At 69.5% G+C, this 15663-nt stretch carries 17 protein-coding genes; 13 read left to right on the top strand and 4 right to left on the bottom strand.

Going from position 1 to position 15663, the window contains the following annotated elements; translation table 11 throughout:
• The first annotated feature begins 89 nt into the window (after positions 1 to 89).
• Positions 90 to 626, top strand: a complete 537-nt coding sequence (locus ABZ833_RS34275; protein ID WP_361055072.1) for a GNAT family N-acetyltransferase — start codon at positions 90 to 92, stop codon at positions 624 to 626.
• On the opposite strand, the gene ABZ833_RS34270 is transcribed toward ABZ833_RS34275, so the two are convergent.
• Positions 580 to 1404: a helix-turn-helix domain-containing protein gene (locus ABZ833_RS34270; RefSeq protein ID WP_361055069.1), complete on the bottom strand. Its 825-nt coding sequence runs from the start codon at positions 1402 to 1404 to the stop codon at positions 580 to 582. The two genes, ABZ833_RS34275 and ABZ833_RS34270, sit on opposite strands and share 47 nt — an antisense overlap.
• Before the next feature lie 81 nt (positions 1405 to 1485).
• On the opposite strand from ABZ833_RS34270, the gene ABZ833_RS34265 reads away from it, so the two are divergent.
• The 3 genes from ABZ833_RS34265 (at position 1486) to ABZ833_RS34255 (ending at position 3932) form a co-directional block, all read left to right on the top strand.
• On the top strand, positions 1486 to 2088 hold the full coding sequence (locus ABZ833_RS34265; RefSeq protein ID WP_361055066.1) for a TIGR03086 family metal-binding protein: 603 nt from the start codon (positions 1486 to 1488) through the stop codon (positions 2086 to 2088).
• Between the two features lie 165 nt (positions 2089 to 2253).
• Positions 2254 to 3354, top strand: a complete 1101-nt coding sequence (locus ABZ833_RS34260) for an LLM class flavin-dependent oxidoreductase (RefSeq protein ID WP_361055209.1) — start codon at positions 2254 to 2256, stop codon at positions 3352 to 3354.
• On the top strand, positions 3351 to 3932 hold the full coding sequence (locus ABZ833_RS34255) for an FMN reductase (protein ID WP_361055063.1): 582 nt from the start codon (positions 3351 to 3353) through the stop codon (positions 3930 to 3932). Before ABZ833_RS34260 ends, ABZ833_RS34255 begins: the two co-directional genes overlap by 4 nt.
• A 53-nt stretch (positions 3933 to 3985) precedes the next feature.
• Here ABZ833_RS34255 and ABZ833_RS34250 read toward each other — a convergent pair whose 3' ends face one another.
• Positions 3986 to 4585, bottom strand: a complete 600-nt coding sequence (locus ABZ833_RS34250; protein ID WP_249588516.1) for a hypothetical protein — start codon at positions 4583 to 4585, stop codon at positions 3986 to 3988.
• Positions 4586 to 4747: 162 nt separating this feature from the next.
• Here ABZ833_RS34250 and hemL point away from each other — a divergent pair, with 162 nt between their 5' ends.
• The 8 genes from hemL to ABZ833_RS34210 all read left to right on the top strand — a co-directional run bounded on the left by hemL (position 4748) and on the right by ABZ833_RS34210 (position 13197).
• A complete protein-coding gene (gene hemL, locus ABZ833_RS34245; RefSeq protein ID WP_361055206.1) occupies positions 4748 to 6085 on the top strand; it encodes a glutamate-1-semialdehyde 2,1-aminomutase in 1338 nt (445 codons plus the stop codon).
• Complete coding sequence (locus ABZ833_RS34240; protein ID WP_249588515.1) at positions 6082 to 6765, top strand: histidine phosphatase family protein; 684 nt, start codon at positions 6082 to 6084, stop codon at positions 6763 to 6765. Before hemL ends, ABZ833_RS34240 begins: the two co-directional genes overlap by 4 nt.
• Positions 6766 to 6942: 177 nt before the next feature.
• Positions 6943 to 8172, top strand: a complete 1230-nt coding sequence (locus ABZ833_RS34235; protein ID WP_361055059.1) for a hypothetical protein — start codon at positions 6943 to 6945, stop codon at positions 8170 to 8172.
• 66 nt (positions 8173 to 8238) lie between these two features.
• Positions 8239 to 8862 carry a TlpA disulfide reductase family protein gene (locus ABZ833_RS34230; RefSeq protein WP_361055056.1) on the top strand — a complete coding sequence of 208 codons (624 nt, stop codon included), beginning with the start codon at positions 8239 to 8241 and terminating at the stop codon, positions 8860 to 8862.
• A 10-nt stretch (positions 8863 to 8872) separates the two neighbouring features.
• Positions 8873 to 9637, top strand: a complete 765-nt coding sequence (locus ABZ833_RS34225) for a cytochrome c biogenesis protein CcdA (RefSeq protein WP_361055203.1) — start codon at positions 8873 to 8875, stop codon at positions 9635 to 9637.
• Positions 9638 to 9640: 3 nt separating this feature from the next.
• Positions 9641 to 11437, top strand: a complete 1797-nt coding sequence (locus tag ABZ833_RS34220) for a cytochrome c biogenesis protein ResB (RefSeq protein ID WP_361055053.1) — start codon at positions 9641 to 9643, stop codon at positions 11435 to 11437.
• Entirely contained in the window at positions 11434 to 12540 is a 1107-nt protein-coding gene (ccsB, locus tag ABZ833_RS34215; protein WP_361055050.1) for a c-type cytochrome biogenesis protein CcsB, read from the top strand. The genes ABZ833_RS34220 and ccsB overlap by 4 nt, the downstream gene beginning before the upstream one ends.
• Before the next feature lie 150 nt (positions 12541 to 12690).
• A complete protein-coding gene (locus ABZ833_RS34210) occupies positions 12691 to 13197 on the top strand; it encodes an SRPBCC domain-containing protein (RefSeq protein WP_361055047.1) in 507 nt (168 codons plus the stop codon).
• A gap of 14 nt (positions 13198 to 13211) precedes the next feature.
• Here ABZ833_RS34210 and ABZ833_RS34205 read toward each other — a convergent pair whose 3' ends face one another.
• Entirely contained in the window at positions 13212 to 14204 is a 993-nt protein-coding gene (locus tag ABZ833_RS34205; RefSeq protein WP_361055044.1) for a 2-oxoglutarate and iron-dependent oxygenase domain-containing protein, read from the bottom strand.
• A gap of 33 nt (positions 14205 to 14237) precedes the next feature.
• Positions 14238 to 15215 carry a zinc-binding dehydrogenase gene (locus ABZ833_RS34200; RefSeq protein WP_361055200.1) on the bottom strand — a complete coding sequence of 326 codons (978 nt, stop codon included), beginning with the start codon at positions 15213 to 15215 and terminating at the stop codon, positions 14238 to 14240.
• Between the two features lie 118 nt (positions 15216 to 15333).
• On the opposite strand from ABZ833_RS34200, the gene ABZ833_RS34195 reads away from it, so the two are divergent.
• Positions 15334 to 15660, top strand: coding sequence for a winged helix-turn-helix domain-containing protein (locus ABZ833_RS34195; RefSeq protein ID WP_361055042.1), 327 nt, complete (start codon positions 15334 to 15336; stop codon positions 15658 to 15660).
• Positions 15661 to 15663 lie beyond the last annotated feature (3 nt).

Raw genomic sequence — 15663 nt, 5'->3', positions numbered from 1 at the left:
CCGCTGGGCGGGGCCGGGCCGTCTTGGGGTGCGGGGGCGCGCCTGCTGTTCCTCGGGCGTTGTCAGACCCTCGCCGTACCGTGGCCGGTATGGAGAGATCTGTACGTCTGGTTCGCTGGTCCGAGGGTGACTTCGAGTTGTTGGGCGCCTGCAACTCCGCTGAGATGACCGCGCACTTGGGGGGTCCCGAGACGCACGAGCAGTTGGTGTCCCGGCATCGCCGCTACCTCGCGCTGGAGGAGCGGGGGCAGATGTTCCGGATCGAGGTGGACGGGGGCGCCGTCGGGGCCATCGGGTACTGGGAGACGTCCTGGCAGGGGGAGTCCGCCTGGGAGACGGGGTGGAGCGTGCTGCCCGGGTTCCAGGGGCGGGGCATCGCGGCGAGCGCCGCGCGGCTGGTCGTCGAGGAGGCTCGGGCCGCCGGCCGGCACCCGCGGTTGCACGCCTTTCCCTCGGCGGACCACACGGCTTCCAACGGGGTGTGCCGGAAGGCCGGGTTCACGCAGGGCGGCGAGCACGACTTCGAGTACCCGAAGGGGCACTGGATGCGGTGCAACGACTGGAGCGTCGACCTGACCCTCAGTGCGGCGCGTACGCCGTCGGAGGCACACCCACCGTCGTCGTGAAGTCCCTGACGAGGTGGGCCTGGTCGGCGTAGCCCAGCGTGGCCGCCAGGTCCGCCCAGTCCACCTCCGCGTCCGTCTCCGCCCGCTCCAGCGCCTCGTGGATCCGGTGGCGCAGGATCAGCCACTTCGGGCCGACCCCCACGTACGCCGAGAACAGTCGTTGCAGCGTCCGTACGGTCATGCCCTCCGCCCGCGCGAACTCGCTCACCCGGCGGATCCCGCGGTCCGTGCCGATGCGTTCGGCGAGGGCCATCGCCAGGTCCGCCTGGGGGTCGGGCGTGGGTCCGACGGCCAGGAGGAAGGCGTCGAGCGCCGCCACGCGCGCCTGCTCGTCGTCGGGGGTCAGGACCGCGTCCAGTGCGCCGTCGGGGACCTCGGCGAATACGTGATCCAGGGGCAGCATCCGCCGTCCGGTCCAGGCGGACACCGGGTGCTCCGGGGCGAACGGGCGGAAGCCGCCGGGGCGGAACTTCACCCCGCAGACCCGCCCCCGTCCCTCCAGCTTCTGGGTGAAGAGGTCGAGCCCGATGCCCGCGACCTCGGCGAAGGGTTCCTGGCCGGGGAGGGTCTGGAAGACGACGTTCACGGAGGGGTGCGGGACGACGTGCGAGGCGTACGGCTGGGACAGGTCCCAGTCGATCAGCCAGTACTGCTCCACGTAGGGGCGCAGTGCGGGCGCTGCCAGGTGTCGGCGGAACCGTGCGCGGGCGAAGAGTCCGGCGGCGTCGACGATGCCCTTGGTGTCGCTGCGCGGGGCGGGCTCGGAGGCGTCGGCCATGGCTGGATCGTATGCCGGGGTCTGCGGACGGTGTCGCGTTTCTTCAAGCCACGGGGGTGATCGCGGTCCTAACGTCGTGGCATGACTGAGAACAGCATCGGTGATCTCCTGAAGGTGGCGGCCGACCACGCCGTCCCCGTCGTCCGCGCCATCCCGGAAGACCGCCTCACCGCCCCCACTCCCTGTGCCGACTATGACGTGAAGGCCCTGGTCAACCACCTCCACCAGGTGATCGTCCAGTTCCAGGCGCTGGCCGCCAAGCAGGACTCCGAGTTCGGCGAGACCCCCGACTTCGTCGCCGAGAGCCCCGACTGGCGCGACCGTTTCGCCGACGAGGCGGGGAAGCTGGTCGCCGCCTGGTCCGCCCCTGGCGCCGACGAGGGCACCACGGGCGCGATGAACATGCCCGCGACGACCGTCGGCAGCATGGCGCTGCTCGATCTCACGGTGCACGCCTGGGATCTGTCCCGTGCCACGGGCCAGGAGTTCGATGCGGCCCCCGAGAGCAGCGGCGTGGTCGCCGCGTTGCGGGAATCTGTCGCGGGGCTGGCGCCGACGGCCCGGAAGATGGGCGTCTTCGGGGAGCCGGTCGCCGCGCCCGAAGGGGCCGGAGAGCTGGAGCGGCTCCTGGCGGAGACGGGCCGTGACCCGCGCTGGACCCCGCAGACTCCTTCCGCGGCCTAGCCGAGCCCTGTCCGGAGTCCCGGCCCGCGGCCTAGCCGAGCCCTGTCCGGAGTCCCGGCCGAAGCCCCGCCCGGGAATACCCCCTGGACCGCCACCGTTCCGTAGGTATAGTTGAACAGTCAACAACCTGCGGAGAGTGAGTCAGCCATGCAGTCCGGATCCGGCATGCAGTTCGGGATCTTCAGCGTCGGCGACGTGACGCCGGACCCCACCACGGGCCGCACCCCCACCGAGCACGAGCGCATCAAGGCCATGGTCGCCATCGCGCTGAAGGCCGAGGAGGTCGGGCTCGACGTGTTCGCGACCGGCGAGCACCACAACCCGCCGTTCGTCCCGTCCTCGCCCACCACGATGCTCGGCTACATCGCCGCCCGCACCGAGAACCTGATCCTCTCCACCTCCACCACCCTCATCACCACGAACGACCCGGTGAAGATCGCCGAGGACTTCGCGATGCTCCAGCACCTCGCCGAAGGCCGGGTCGACGTGATGATGGGCCGCGGCAACACCGGCCCGGTGTACCCGTGGTTCGGCAAGGACATCCGGCAGGGCATCAACCTCGCCGTCGAGAACTACGCGCTCCTGCACCGGCTGTGGCGCGAGGACGTCGTGACCTGGGAGGGCAAGTTCCGTACGCCCCTGCAGTCCTTCACCTCGACGCCCCGCCCGCTGGACGGCACCGCGCCCTTCGTCTGGCACGGCTCCATCCGCTCCCCGGAGATCGCCGAGCAGGCCGCGTACTACGGCGACGGGTTCTTCCACAACAACATCTTCTGGCCGCAGGAGCACACCAAGAAGATGGTCGACCTCTACCGGCGCCGGTTCGCGCACTACGGGCACGGCACCGAGGAGCAGGCGATCGTCGGGCTCGGCGGACAGGTCTTCATGCGGAAGAACTCCCAGGACGCGGTGCGGGAGTTCCGCCCGTACTTCGACAATGCCCCGGTCTACGGGCACGGCCCGTCCCTGGAGGAGTTCACGTCCCAGACGCCGCTGACCGTCGGCTCCCCGCAGGAGGTCATCGAGCGGACGCTGTCCTTCCGCGACGCCGTCGGCGACTACCAGCGCCAGCTGTTCCTGATGGACCACGCGGGCCTGCCGCTCAAGACCGTCCTTGAGCAGCTGGACATCCTCGGCGAGGAGGTCGTCCCTGTTCTGCGTGAGGAGTTCGCCAAGAACCGCCCGGCGAACGTCCCGGACGCACCGACGCACGCCGCACGCGTGGCGGCCGCCCAGAGCAGTGCAGAGAAGGAGGTCACCGCATGAAGCTCGTCGTCGTATCGGCGGGGCTCAGCGTCCCGTCCTCCACCCGTCTTCTGGCCGACCGCCTGGCGGCGGCCACCGGACGCCACGCCGACGTGGAGATCCAGGTCGTCGAACTCCGAGACCTGGCCGTGGAGATCGCGCACAACTACGCCACCGGGTTCCCCGGCCCCGAGCTGAGCGCGGCGGCGGACGCGGTGAAGTCCGCGGACGGCCTGATCGCCGTCACGCCGGTCTTCTCCGCCTCGTACAGCGGCCTCTTCAAGTCGTTCTTCGACGTCCTGACGGTCCTCGACAAGGACGCGATCGCCGGTACGCCGGTCCTGATCGCGGCGACAGGCGGCACCGCACGCCATTCGCTGGTCCTGGAACACGCGATGCGACCGCTGTTCGCGTACCTGCGGGCGGTGGTCGTGCCGACCGCCGTGTACGCGGCGTCCGAGGACTGGGGCGCGGACGGCCTGGAGGGCCGCATCGAGCGGGCCGCGGCCGAATTGGCCGGAATCATGCGGCCGGCACCGGTCGAGGAGGACGAGCTTGTCCCCTTCGAGCGGCAGCTCGCGGCGCTGCGGCCGGAGTAGATCCGGCCTGGGCGCCAGGGCGCAAGGCGCAAGAGCGCAAGGGCGCGGGGGTGTCAGGGCCACACCAGGCAGTACGCCTGATGCCCCGCGTCATGCAGCCGGTGGCTGAAGTCCTGCCATTCGTGCAGCAGTTGATAGACGTTGAACGCGTCGCGCGGGCCGCCGCGGTCGGGGACCGTGGACCAGATGAACGCCGCGGCGCCGACCGACTCCTCGCCGATGCCGCGCAGCGGGTCGACGACCGTCATGGGGAGCTTCACCACGGCGTAGTCGGGGTGCAGGACGACCAGTTCGAGCGGAGGGACCTTGTTCAGGGGTATCCCCTCGATGCCGGTCAGGACCATCGCGGCCACCGTCTCCGGCTTGATCTTCGTGAACATGCCGCCCATGCCGAGCTCGTCGCCGCCGAGCTCTTCGGGGCGCATCGAGATGGGCACTCGGGCGGCGGTCGCGCCGTCCGGGGCTCCGAAGTACTTGTAGGTCACCCCGCCCACTCGGCCACTCCTGGTTCCCGCCCGGTCCTGCTCCGTCTCGCCCCGTGCCAAGGCCTCTGCCTCGGCCGCTTCCGCCTCGCGCCGGTGCTTGCCGATCCGCCGGGCACGCCGCGGACCCAGGTCGTCGGTCCCCTCGCCCAGTCCGCCACCGCGATGCATATCTCCACCCGACTGCTTTTCCAGGGCGCCCGCCCCTGCTTTTCTAGGCCTCGCGGCCCCCGCCGCGCAACCCGATCATCGTGTCAGTGACCTCCCCCACGGTCACCGGCTAAAACGTCGAGTGAAACACCTGTCCGCAGGATGTCCGAAGCCTCTGACACCATGGTTCATGTGAGCTTCCCGTATAGCGCCCCAGTTTCGCAGACTCTCTTCGACCGTGCGGCGGCCGTGACGCCCGGCGGTGTGAACTCTCCCGTGCGCGCTTTCCGCGCTGTGGGCGGTACGCCCCGCTTCATGGTGTCCGGTACCGGTCCGTACCTCACGGACGCCGACGGCCGTGAGTACGTAGACCTCGTCTGCTCGTGGGGGCCGATGATCCTCGGCCACTCCCACCCCGATGTGATCGCCGCAGTCCAGGAGGCCGTCGCGCGCGGCACGTCCTTCGGCACGCCCGGCGAGGGCGAGGTCGCGCTCGCCGAGGAGATCGTCGCGCGCATCGCACCCGTCGAGCAGGTGCGTCTTGTCTCCAGCGGCACCGAGGCGACGATGTCCGCGATCCGCCTGGCGCGCGGATTCACCGGCCGCGCCAAGATCATCAAGTTCGCCGGCTGTTACCACGGTCACGTGGACGCGCTGCTCGCCGCCGCGGGATCCGGTCTCGCCACCTTCGGTCTTCCGGACACCCCGGGCGTCACCGGCGCCCAGGCGGGCGACACGATCGTCGTCCCGTACAACGACCTCGACGCCGTGCGCGCCGCGTTCGCCGCGAACGCCGGTGAGATCGCCTGTGTCATCACGGAGGCGTCGCCGGGCAACATGGGCGTCGTGCCGCCGGGCGAGGGCTTCAACCAGGGCCTGGCCGACCTCTGCCGGGAGAACGGCGCGCTGTACATCTCGGACGAGGTGATGACCGGCTTCCGTACGTCGAAGGCGGGCTGGTTCGGCGTCGACGGCGTGCGGCCCGATCTGATGACCTTCGGCAAGGTCATGGGCGGCGGCTTCCCGGCCGCCGCTTTCGGTGGTCGCGCCGATGTCATGGGGCACCTCGCCCCGGTCGGTCCCGTCTACCAGGCGGGCACCCTGTCGGGGAACCCGATCGCGACGGCCGCGGGCCTCGCGCAGCTGCGGCTGCTCGACGACGCGGCGTACGAGAAGGTCGACGCCGTCTCCGAGCAGCTGCGCGGCCTGGTCACCGAGGCGCTCTCCAAGGAGGGCGTCGCGCACCGGCTGCAGAACGCGTCGAACATGTTCTCCGTCTTCTTCACCGACGGTGACGTGCGGAACTACGACGACGCGAAGGCCCAGGAGTCGTTCCGCTTCACCGCGTTCTTCCACTCGATGCTGTCGCAGGGCGTGTATCTGCCGCCGTCGGCCTTCGAGTCCTGGTTCGTCTCCACCGCCCATGACGAGCGGGCGATCGAGAAGATCGCCGCGGCCCTGCCTTCGGCGGCGCGCGCGGCCGCCGAAGCCACTGAACCCACCACGGAGGCCACCGCATGAGCGCGGGCAGCGAGCTCACAGTCGTCCACGTGATGCGCCACGGGGAGGTGGAGAACCCGGAGGGGATCCTGTACGGGCGCCTTCCCGACTACCACCTCTCCGAGCTGGGGCGGCAGATGGCCGACCGGGTCGCCGAGCACCTCGCCCCGCGTGACATCACGCACGTCGTGGCCTCGCCCCTGGACCGTGCGCAGGAGACGGCGACGCCGATCGCCAAGGCGCAGGGCCTTGACCTGGCGACGGACGGGCGGCTCATCGAGGCGGGCAACGTCTTCGAGGGCAAGACCTTCGGCGTCGGCGACGGCGCGCTGAAGAACCCGGAGAACTGGAAGCACCTGGTCAACCCCTTCAAGCCGTCCTGGGGCGAGCCGTACGTCGAGCAGGTCGTGCGGATGATGGGCGCCCTGGACGCGGCGAAGGACGCGGCCCGCGGGCATGAAGCGGTGTGCGTCAGCCATCAGTTGCCGATCTGGATCGTGCGCAGCTTCGTGGAGAAGCGGCGCCTGTGGCACGACCCGCGCAAGCGGCAGTGCACGCTGGCCTCGCTGACGACGTTCACGTACCGCGGCGACAAGATCGTGTCGGTGGGATACAGCGAGCCGGCGCGGGATCTCGTTCCCGCTCATCTCCTCGCGGGCGCCAAGCCGGTGAAGGGGAAGGCCAAGGCGTTCGGCGCTTAGTCATTGGCGGCCCGCCTTCGATTCGTTGTCGACGGCGGGTAATTGACTGGCGACTGTATGTCCATTCTCGGCAAAAAGCGCTAAATATGTGCTTGTTGCAGGAACCCTCTAGTTCGTCGCGCCCTCTTACGGGGCGTCCATCGTGCATGGACGCAGGGCGCGACGAATGGGGATGGAATGCGCGACTTCAGTCGCAGGGGAATGCTCGGCCTCGGAGTCGGGACCGCCGCCGCTTTGGGACTTGCCGGCTGCGGCACGGGCGGCGGCAGTCATTCGGCCGGTTCCGCGGGGAAGAGCGAGGGCGGTCAGGGTGGCGGCAAGCACCCGGCGAAGCCGATCGGTGACGGCTCGACCTCGTACACGGGCAAGCAGCCGCATCAGCCGGGCAAGCCCGTCCCCCTCCAGCCCGGTGAGACGCCCCCGCAGTTCGTGATCTTCTCCTGGGACGGCGCGGGCGAGGTCGGCAACGGTCTCTTCCCGCGTTTCCTGAAGCTGGCCGAGGACCACGACGCGAAGATGACGTTCTTCCTGTCCGGGCTCTATCTCCTTCCCGAGTCCAAGAAGCGGATGTACAAGCCGCCGAACAACGGGGTCGGCGCATCCGACATCGGTTATCTCACCGACGGTCACATCAAGGAGACGCTGAAGTACGTCCGGCAGGCCTGGCTCGAAGGCCATGAGATCGGCACGCACTTCAACGGGCACTTCTGTGCGGGCAGCGGCACGGTCGCCAACTGGACGCCCGCGCAATGGCAGAGCGAAATCGACCAGGCCACCGCGTTCGTGAAGGAATGGCGCACGAATACCGGCTGGACCGATCTTCCGTCGCTTCCTTTCGACTACGACAAGGAACTCGTCGGCGGCCGTACTCCCTGTCTCCTCGGCCAGGAAAATCTGCTGCCGACGGCGAAGAAGCTCGGCTGGCGCTATGACGCCTCCTCGCCCGGCGGCCGTCAGCGCTGGCCCGAGAAGAAGATGGGCATCTGGGATCTGCCGCTGCAGGCGATGCCGTTCCCCGGGCACTCCTTCGAGGTCCTTTCCATGGACTACAACATCCTGGCCAACCAGTCGCAGAACTCCACCAAGGCGCCGCCGGCCAACTACCCGGGCTGGCGCAAGCAGGCCACCGAGTCCTACATCGCCGGATTCAAGCGCGCCTACGAGACCAACCGCGCGCCGTTCTTCATCGGCAACCACTTCGAGGAGTGGAACGGCGGCATCTACATGGACGCCGTCGAGGAAGCCCTGAAGCACATCGCGGGCAAGAAGGACGTACGCCTCGTCTCGTTCCGGCAGTTCGTCGACTGGCTCGACGTCCAGGACCCGAAGGTGCTCGCCGACCTGCAGGGCCTTGATGTCGGCCAGGAGCCCACCGGTGGCTGGAAGGGACTCGGGAAGGCCGTCTGAAATGGGACTTTCCGCAACCCCGGGGGGTGCGGAAGATCCCCGAAACAGACATGCGAAACTTTTCACATGAGTGCCGCCTGCCGCGCCCCCCACAGCACGAACCGCAGCCGTAGCCGCGCCGCCCTTCTGGGCGCTGGGGCCGCGGTCGCCGCGCTGACCCTGTCGGCGTGCAGCTCCGGCGGCACGTCCGGTGGCTCCGGGAACACGAACTTCGTCACCGGCTCCGACGGCATCGCCACGGCAGGCAAGGGCGAGCGCCAGGACGGGCCGAAGCTCGAGGGGGAGACCCTCGAGGGCAAGCACCTCGACGTCGCCGACTACAAGGGCAAGATCGTCGTCCTGAACGTGTGGGGCTCCTGGTGCTCGCCGTGCCGGGCCGAGGCGCCGAACTTCGCGAAGGTCTCGAAGGACCTCAAGGACAAGGGTGTGCAGTTCGTCGGGATCAACACCCGCGATCCGCAGAAGGGCCCGGCGCTCACGTTCGAGAAGGAGTGGAAGATCTCCTACCCGAGCCTGCACGACCCGATGGGCAAGCTGATGCTGCGCTTCCCCAAGGGCACGATGAACCCCAAGTTCATCCCCTCCACGATCATCCTGGACCGCGAGGGCAAGATCGCGGCCCGCTCGCAGCAGGCGCTCAACGAAGAGAAGCTGCGCAAGATGATCGACCCGCTGATCGCGGAGAAGTGATCTCCTCGTGATGTCCACTCTCGCCGCCGTCGGCGAAGCGAACCAGACCGTCATGAACGGGGCGCTTCTTCTGGCGCTGCCCGTGGCCGTGCTCGGTGGGCTCGTCTCCTTCTTCTCGCCGTGCGTCCTGCCGCTCGTGCCGGGCTATCTGTCGTACGTCACCGGGGTCGGCGGGACCGACCTCGCGGAGGCCAAGCGGGGACGGATGGCCGCCGGGGCCGGGCTCTTCGTGCTCGGCTTCACCGCCGTCTTCGTCTCCACCGGGGCGCTCTTCGGATACGTCGGGCAGAACCTGCAGGAGTACCAGGACGTCATCACCAAGGTGCTCGGTGTGGTGATGATCGCCCTCGGCATCTTCTTCATGGGGCTCATGCCCTGGCTCTCCCAGCGCGAATTCCGCTTCCACAAGAAGCCCGCCGCCGGGCTCGCGGGTGCTCCGGTGCTCGGCGCGCTGTTCGCCGTGGGCTGGGCGCCCTGCGTGGGTCCGACGCTCACCTCCGTCAACTCCCTGGCGCTCGACCAGGGGAGCGCGGGGCGCGGGGCCATACTGAGCGTCGCGTACTGCGTGGGGCTCGGGCTGCCGTTCATCCTGGCGGCGATCGCCTTCCGCAAGGCGCTCGGCGCGTTCAGCTGGGTGAAGAAGCACTACGTCTGGGTGATGCGCATCGGCGGCATCATGATGATCGCGACCGGGCTGCTCCTTGTCACCGGCGTCTGGGACAGCATCGTGCAGCAGATGCAGGTCTGGTCCAATGGCTACACGGTGGGGATCTGATCCATGAGCAAGACCGAAGCCCCTGAAGAACAGAGCGACCTGGGCGCCGCGGGCGCCCAGCTCTCCACCGCCCCGGTCGACCGGGCGATGCCCGGCTCCTTCGGCGGCAGGCGCGCTCCCGGCGTCACCGGGTGGCTCGTCTGGACCGGCCGTGAGGTCACCGGCTGGGTGCGCTGGATGTGGCGGCAGCTGACCTCGATGCGGGTCGCGCTGCTCCTGCTGCTCCTGCTCTCGCTCGGCGCGATCCCGGGCTCGCTGATCCCGCAGACCAGCATCGACGAGCTGAAGGTCGCGGACTTCAAGAAGGCCCACACCACGCTCGGGCCGATCTACGAGAAGTTCCAGCTGTTCGACGTCTACAGCTCCGTGTGGTTCTCGGCGATCTACATCCTTCTCTTCATCTCGCTCATCGGCTGCATCGTGCCCCGCACCTGGCAGTTCGTCGGCCAGTTGCGCGGGCGCCCGCCGGGTGCCCCCAAACGGCTCGACCGGCTGCCCGCGTACACCACGTGGCGCACCGAGGCGGAGCCCGAGCAGGTGCACGAGGCCGCGCTGACCCTGCTCAAGGGGCGCCGCTTCCGCGCGGACCTCACGAGCCGCCAGGGCGGCGGGGCGTCCGTCGCCGCGGAGAAGGGCTACCTGCGTGAGGCGGGCAACCTCTTCTTCCACATCTCCCTGATCGTGCTCCTGGTGGCCTTCGCCGTCGGCGCGCTGTTCAAGTCCGAGGGCGGCAAGCTCATCGTCCAGGGCGACGGGTTCTCCAACACCCTCACCCAGTACGACAACTTCAAGTCCGGCAACCTCTTCAACACCGACGACCTGGCGCCGTTCACCTTCAAGCTGGACAGCTTCGAGTCTTCGTTCGAGAGGAAGGGCCCCGAGAAGGGGACGGCCCGCACCTACCGTGCGAACGTCACCTACAGCGAGGGCATCGACGGCCCCGAGAAGAAGAAGGCCATCGAGGTCAACAAGCCGCTCGAGGTCGACGGCTCGAAGGTCTACCTCATCGGCCAGGGCTACGCGCCGACCGTCACCGTGCGCGACGGCAAGGGCAAGGTCGTCAGCAGGCAGTCCACGCCGCTCCTTCCGATCGACTCCAACGGCACGGCCACCGGCGCCATCAAGGTCCTCGACGGGTACCGCGACAAGAACGGCAAGAAGGAGCAGCTCGGCTTCAACGCCTTCTTCGTGCCGACGTTCGCGGGCTCCGGCCAGGGCAACATGTTCTCCCAGTTCCCCGCGCTCGACTATCCCGTGCTCGCGCTGTCCGCGTACCACGGAAGCCTCGGTGTGGACTCCGGGCTGCCGCAGAACGTGTACCAGCTGGACACCAGCAAGATGGAGAAGTTCAAGGACTCCAAGGGCGAGCTCCTGAAGAAGCGGATGGTGCCCGGCGAGACGATGAAGCTGCCGAACGGCGCCGGCTCGATCACCTTCGAGAAGGACATCAAGCGCTGGGCGACCTTCCAGATCTCCCAGCAGCCCGGCAGCATGTGGGCGCTCGTCGGAGCGATCTCCGCCATCGTCGGCCTCGCCGGATCGCTCTTCATCCAGCGCCGCCGCGTGTGGGTGCGGGCCGTGCGGGGCGCTGACGGCGTCACCGTCGTCGAGATGGCCGGGCTCGGCCGCAGCGAGTCCGCCAAGCTGCCCGAAGAACTGGGCGACCTCGCCGCACACCTTCACGAGACGGCGCCGAGCGCGCCCGACCCAGACCATGCCGATCATGCCGGTGACACCCCCGATGCCGCGCATGCCGACTCCACCCCCGATGTTGTTCCTGCCGAAGGGGCTGAGAAGTGAATCTCGCCACCACCCTCGCCGCCGAACCGAACGAGAACCTCGCGAACATCAGCAATGTGCTGGTCTACTCCGCGATGGCCGTCTATCTCCTCGCCTTCTTCGCGCACATGGCGGAGTGGATCCTCGGCAGCCGCAGCAAGGTCGGCCGCACGGCCGCCGCGCTGACCCCCCAGAGCGAGGCCGCCGCCAAGGCGCCCGCCGTCACCGTCAAGGCCAAGGGCAGCACCGCCGTCCTCGACCGCCCCAAGTCCGCCCCCAAGGTCGTCACCCGCTCCGTCACCGGCACCCGTGACGTGCCGGACGGTCCCGGCGCCTCGGCAGGTGACGAGAAGGGGGACCTCTACGGCCGTATCGCCGTGTCCCTCACCGTGCTCGCGTTCCTCGTCGAGTTCGGTGGTGTGCTCACCCGCGCCCTTTCGGTGCAGCGGGCGCCGTGGGGCAACATGTACGAGTTCAACCTGACGTTCTCCACCATGGCCGTGGGTGTGTACCTCGTGCTCCTGGCGCTGAAGAAGAACGTCAGCTGGCTCGGCCTTCCGCTGGTCACCACGGTCCTCCTCGATCTCGGTCTCGCCGTCACTGTCTTGTACACCGCCAGCGACCAGTTGGTTCCCGCCCTTCACTCGTACTGGCTGTGGATCCACGTCTCCACCGCGATCTTCTGCGGCGCGACGTTCTACCTGGCCGGCGTCGCGACGATCCTCTACCTCTTCCGCGACTCCTACGAGAACAAGCTGGCCTCCGGCGGACAGCCCGGCCGCTTCGCGACCTCCGTCCTGGAGCGCCTCCCGGCCGCGGCCACGCTCGACAAGTTCTCGTACCGCGTGAACGCCGCGGTCTTCCCGCTGTGGACGTTCACGATCATCGCGGGCGCGATCTGGGCGGGCGACGCGTGGGGCCGCTACTGGGGCTGGGACCCCAAGGAGGTCTGGTCCTTCATCACCTGGGTCGCCTACGCCTGCTACCTGCACGCGCGCGCGACGGCGGGCTGGAAGGGCCGCAAGGCCGCCTACCTGGCCCTGATCGCCTTCGGCTGCTGGCTGTTCAACTACTACGGTGTGAACATCTTCGTCACCGGCAAGCACTCGTACGCCGGGGTCTGAACCCCCGTACCGCTGCTGCCTCTTGAAGGCCGGTCAAAGGCCGGTTCCCGTGACCTGGGTCACGGGAACCGGCCTTTGCCGTACGCCGCCCGGCGCCCGTAGGCACGCGCAAGGGGTGCGGAACGGGACGTGCCGGGCCAGGCTTGGGCCATGACCGTGACGATCAGGCAGGGCACGAGCAGCACGGACGGCAGCACCCAGCACCTCCACCACGAGCTCCGTCTTCCCCACCCTGTGGAAAAAGTCTGGGCGGCGGTGGCCACCCCGGAAGGGCTTCCGGGGTGGCTTGCCGCCGCCGATGTGTTCGAGCCGCGGCTCGGTGGTGCCGTCACGCTCCGCTGGCTCAACGGGGACGAGCCGGCCACGCACTCCGGGCACATCACCGCGTGGGACCCGGAGCGGGTCGCGGAGTACACGATCGACCTGCACGGACGGTGCCGCTTCCACCTGGAGACGGCCGACGGGAAGACCGGCACGACCCTGCGCTTCACCAATGAGTTCGACGGCGACGACGAGCTGCGCCTCGACTGCCTCGCCGGCTGGCACAACCACTTCGAGTTCCTCGTCGACGCGCTCGACGGGCGGCCGAAGGACTGGTCGGCGTGGAGCCTGGACCGGTGGCGCGAGCTGCGCGAGTCGTACGAGAAGAGCGCGTGATCAGCCCAGCGTGATCAGCCCAGGGTGATCGAGTCCAGCTTCGCCCGCAGATACGTGTGCGAGTCCACCGGCTCGTACGCGACCCGCCCCACCGGCGCGGGCACCGACTCCACGAGCGTGCCGGGCGTGCACTCGCCGAAGTAGACCAGGGACATCAGTTCCTCGGCCGGTGCGTCGGCCGGTGGCGGCAGGACCCGGTGGCGGCCCGAGCGCCAGCGGTCGCCGGTCCAACGGGCCATCAGATCGCCGATGTTGACGGTGAAGGCGTCCGGGTCGTACGGGGCGTCCTGCCAGCCGCCCTCGTCGGTGAAGACCTGGAGTCCGCCCTTGCCCGCCTGCCGGTCGAGCACGGTGACCGTGCCGAAGTCGGTGTGCGGGCCGATGCGGAACTGGCCGGGCCGCGGCTCCCCGACGACCTCCGTGCCCGGGTACCAGTTGATGTTGAAGCCGTACGTCGGGTGGCTCATGTGCCGCGTGAAGAAGTCGGGCCGCTCGCCCAGTGCCTCGCCGAGGAGGGTGAGGAGTTGGTCGGTGAGCTTCTCCATCCGGGCCAGGTAGGCCGAGCACAGAGCCCTCAGTCCGGATGCCTCCGGCGGCCAGACATTCGGTTCGTACCACTCGGCGTTGACGGCCGGGTCGTCGAAGGGGCGCTCGGTCGCGAAGGTCAGGGACTCTTTGAGGTCGGGCGGGGTCTCGGTCCCTTCCGCGTAGCCGTTGGCCTCGGCGCCGGGGCCGAGCCAGCCGCGCCCGCCGACCTTCGCGGCGTACGGCTCCTTGGCCGACGCGGGGAGCACGAAGAACGCGCGGGCCGCTGCGCGGATGCGTGTGCGCAGGGATGGGTCCACGCCGTGGCCGGTCACCAGCAGGAAGCCGGCCGTCCGCAGGGCGCGGTCGACGGTCCGCGCGACGGCGGCACGGGCCGCCGGGTCGCCGGAGAGCCACGGCTCCAGGTCGATGGTGGGGATGCGGGGCTCGCCCCTGCCGTGCTCTCCCGAGGAGGTCGTCATGCTCTCCACTGTCCTCCCGGACAGGCCGTGAAGTCAGCCCGCCACCCGCAGCAGCAGCTTCCCCGTGCTCGTGCGCGCCCCCATCAGGCGATGCGCGTCGGCGGCGTCCGCGAGGCCGAACTCCGCCGTCACCGGCAGCTCCACCGTCCCGTCGGCCACCTTCGCGAAGGCGCGGGCCGCGACCTCGCGCAGGGCCTGCGGTGCCGTCTTGGCGAGGGAGAGGATCGAGAAGCCGAAGACGCCGAGCGCCGTCCCGTACAGCTCGGGCTGGCCCACCTGCCACGGCTCCGCCGAGCTCGCGTTGCCGAAGGAGACGAGCCGCCCGAAGACGGCGAGCGCGGCGAGCCCGTCGCGGAAGGCGTCGCCGCCGACCGGGTCAAGGGCGAGGTCCACCCCGCGCCCGCCGGTGGCCGCGCGGACCTCAGCGGCGAAGCCGTCCCCGACGAACACCTCGTCGTACCCGTGTTCAAGGGCGTACTTGGCCTTGGCCTCGCTCGACACGACGCCGTACACCGCGCCCGCGCCGCCCGCCTTCGCCAACTGGCCCACCACCGTGCCGATTCCGCCCGCCGCGCCCTGCACGAGGACCGTCTCGCCCGTGCGCAATCGGCCCACTTCGTGGAGCAGGGCGTGCGCGGTGGGCAGGACCGTGGGCAGCGTGGCGGCCGTGCGCAGGTCCACGCCGTCCGGCAGGGCGAACACCGTGGTGCCATCGGCGAGCGCGACCTCGGCGTACGCCCCGCCCTCGGTGAGCGCGGCGACCTCTTGGCCGACCTCGAACCCCTCGACGCCCGCGCCGAGCGCCCGGACGCGACCGGAGACCTCCAGGCCCGGAACGTAGGGCAGCGAGGGCACGCGGTAGCCCTCGGCGCGGGCCTTGAGGTCGGCGAAGTTCACGCCGGTGTAGGCGACGTCGACGGCGATCTGGCCGGGGCCGGGCTCGGGGGTGCTCGTCTCGACCACCCTGAGGACCTCGGGGCCGCCGTACTCCTGGAACTGGATCGCGCGCATGGTGGACATGGGCATGGCTGGGGCAACCCCTTCGAGTGTTCAATGGGAAGCGAACACTCGGAGTGTATGGTTTTCATCGAACACTCGGCAAGGGGCCGAGAGGGAGAGGGGGTCGGCCGTGGCGAACACGCACCACCGCGCGGCGCCGGTGCACGCCCATCCGGACGAGGTGTCCGTACTGACCGCGCTCACCGCACTGGCCGATCCCGTACGCCTGGAACTGGTACGGGAGTTGGCGTCGTCCCCCGACTGGTCCCGCGCCTGCGGCAGCTTCGACGTACCCGTAGGCAAGGCGGCGCTGAGCCACCACTTCGGGGTGCTGCGGGGAGCGGGGATCGTCGAGCAGCGGGACCAGGGCCCCCGGCGGGTCAACCGGCTCCGCCGGGAGGAGTTCGAGGAGCGCTTCCCGGGCCTGCTCGCGCTGGTCCTGCGGTCCGACCAGTAGGCC

Source organism: Streptomyces sp. NPDC047525, assembly GCF_040643025.1.
In the GTDB taxonomy this organism is placed as follows: Bacteria; Actinomycetota; Actinomycetes; order Streptomycetales; family Streptomycetaceae; genus Streptomyces; species Streptomyces durmitorensis.
The sequence above is the reverse complement of the archived record's forward strand: the minus strand, read 5'-3'. Positions and strand labels throughout refer to the sequence as shown.

What these genes read in the sequence shown, in the direction of transcription:
- ABZ833_RS34275 (WP_361055072.1), top strand. Translation starts at nt 90, where the DNA reads ATGGAGAGATCTGTACGTCTGGTTCGCTGGTCCGAGGGTGACTTCGAG.
- ABZ833_RS34205 (WP_361055044.1), bottom strand. Translation starts at nt 14,204, where the DNA reads ATGACGACCTCCTCGGGAGAGCACGGCAGGGGCGAGCCCCGCATCCCC.
- ABZ833_RS34235 (WP_361055059.1), top strand. Translation starts at nt 6,943, where the DNA reads ATGCGCGACTTCAGTCGCAGGGGAATGCTCGGCCTCGGAGTCGGGACC.
- ABZ833_RS34255 (WP_361055063.1), top strand. Translation starts at nt 3,351, where the DNA reads ATGAAGCTCGTCGTCGTATCGGCGGGGCTCAGCGTCCCGTCCTCCACC.
- ABZ833_RS34220 (WP_361055053.1), top strand. Translation starts at nt 9,641, where the DNA reads ATGAGCAAGACCGAAGCCCCTGAAGAACAGAGCGACCTGGGCGCCGCG.
- ABZ833_RS34210 (WP_361055047.1), top strand. Translation starts at nt 12,691, where the DNA reads ATGACCGTGACGATCAGGCAGGGCACGAGCAGCACGGACGGCAGCACC.
- ABZ833_RS34270 (WP_361055069.1), bottom strand. Translation starts at nt 1,404, where the DNA reads ATGGCCGACGCCTCCGAGCCCGCCCCGCGCAGCGACACCAAGGGCATC.
- ABZ833_RS34265 (WP_361055066.1), top strand. Translation starts at nt 1,486, where the DNA reads ATGACTGAGAACAGCATCGGTGATCTCCTGAAGGTGGCGGCCGACCAC.
- ABZ833_RS34230 (WP_361055056.1), top strand. Translation starts at nt 8,239, where the DNA reads ATGAGTGCCGCCTGCCGCGCCCCCCACAGCACGAACCGCAGCCGTAGC.
- ABZ833_RS34200 (WP_361055200.1), bottom strand. Translation starts at nt 15,215, where the DNA reads ATGCGCGCGATCCAGTTCCAGGAGTACGGCGGCCCCGAGGTCCTCAGG.
- hemL (WP_361055206.1), top strand. Translation starts at nt 4,748, where the DNA reads ATGGTTCATGTGAGCTTCCCGTATAGCGCCCCAGTTTCGCAGACTCTC.
- ABZ833_RS34225 (WP_361055203.1), top strand. Translation starts at nt 8,873, where the DNA reads ATGTCCACTCTCGCCGCCGTCGGCGAAGCGAACCAGACCGTCATGAAC.
- ABZ833_RS34260 (WP_361055209.1), top strand. Translation starts at nt 2,254, where the DNA reads ATGCAGTTCGGGATCTTCAGCGTCGGCGACGTGACGCCGGACCCCACC.
- ABZ833_RS34240 (WP_249588515.1), top strand. Translation starts at nt 6,082, where the DNA reads ATGAGCGCGGGCAGCGAGCTCACAGTCGTCCACGTGATGCGCCACGGG.
- ABZ833_RS34250 (WP_249588516.1), bottom strand. Translation starts at nt 4,585, where the DNA reads ATGCATCGCGGTGGCGGACTGGGCGAGGGGACCGACGACCTGGGTCCG.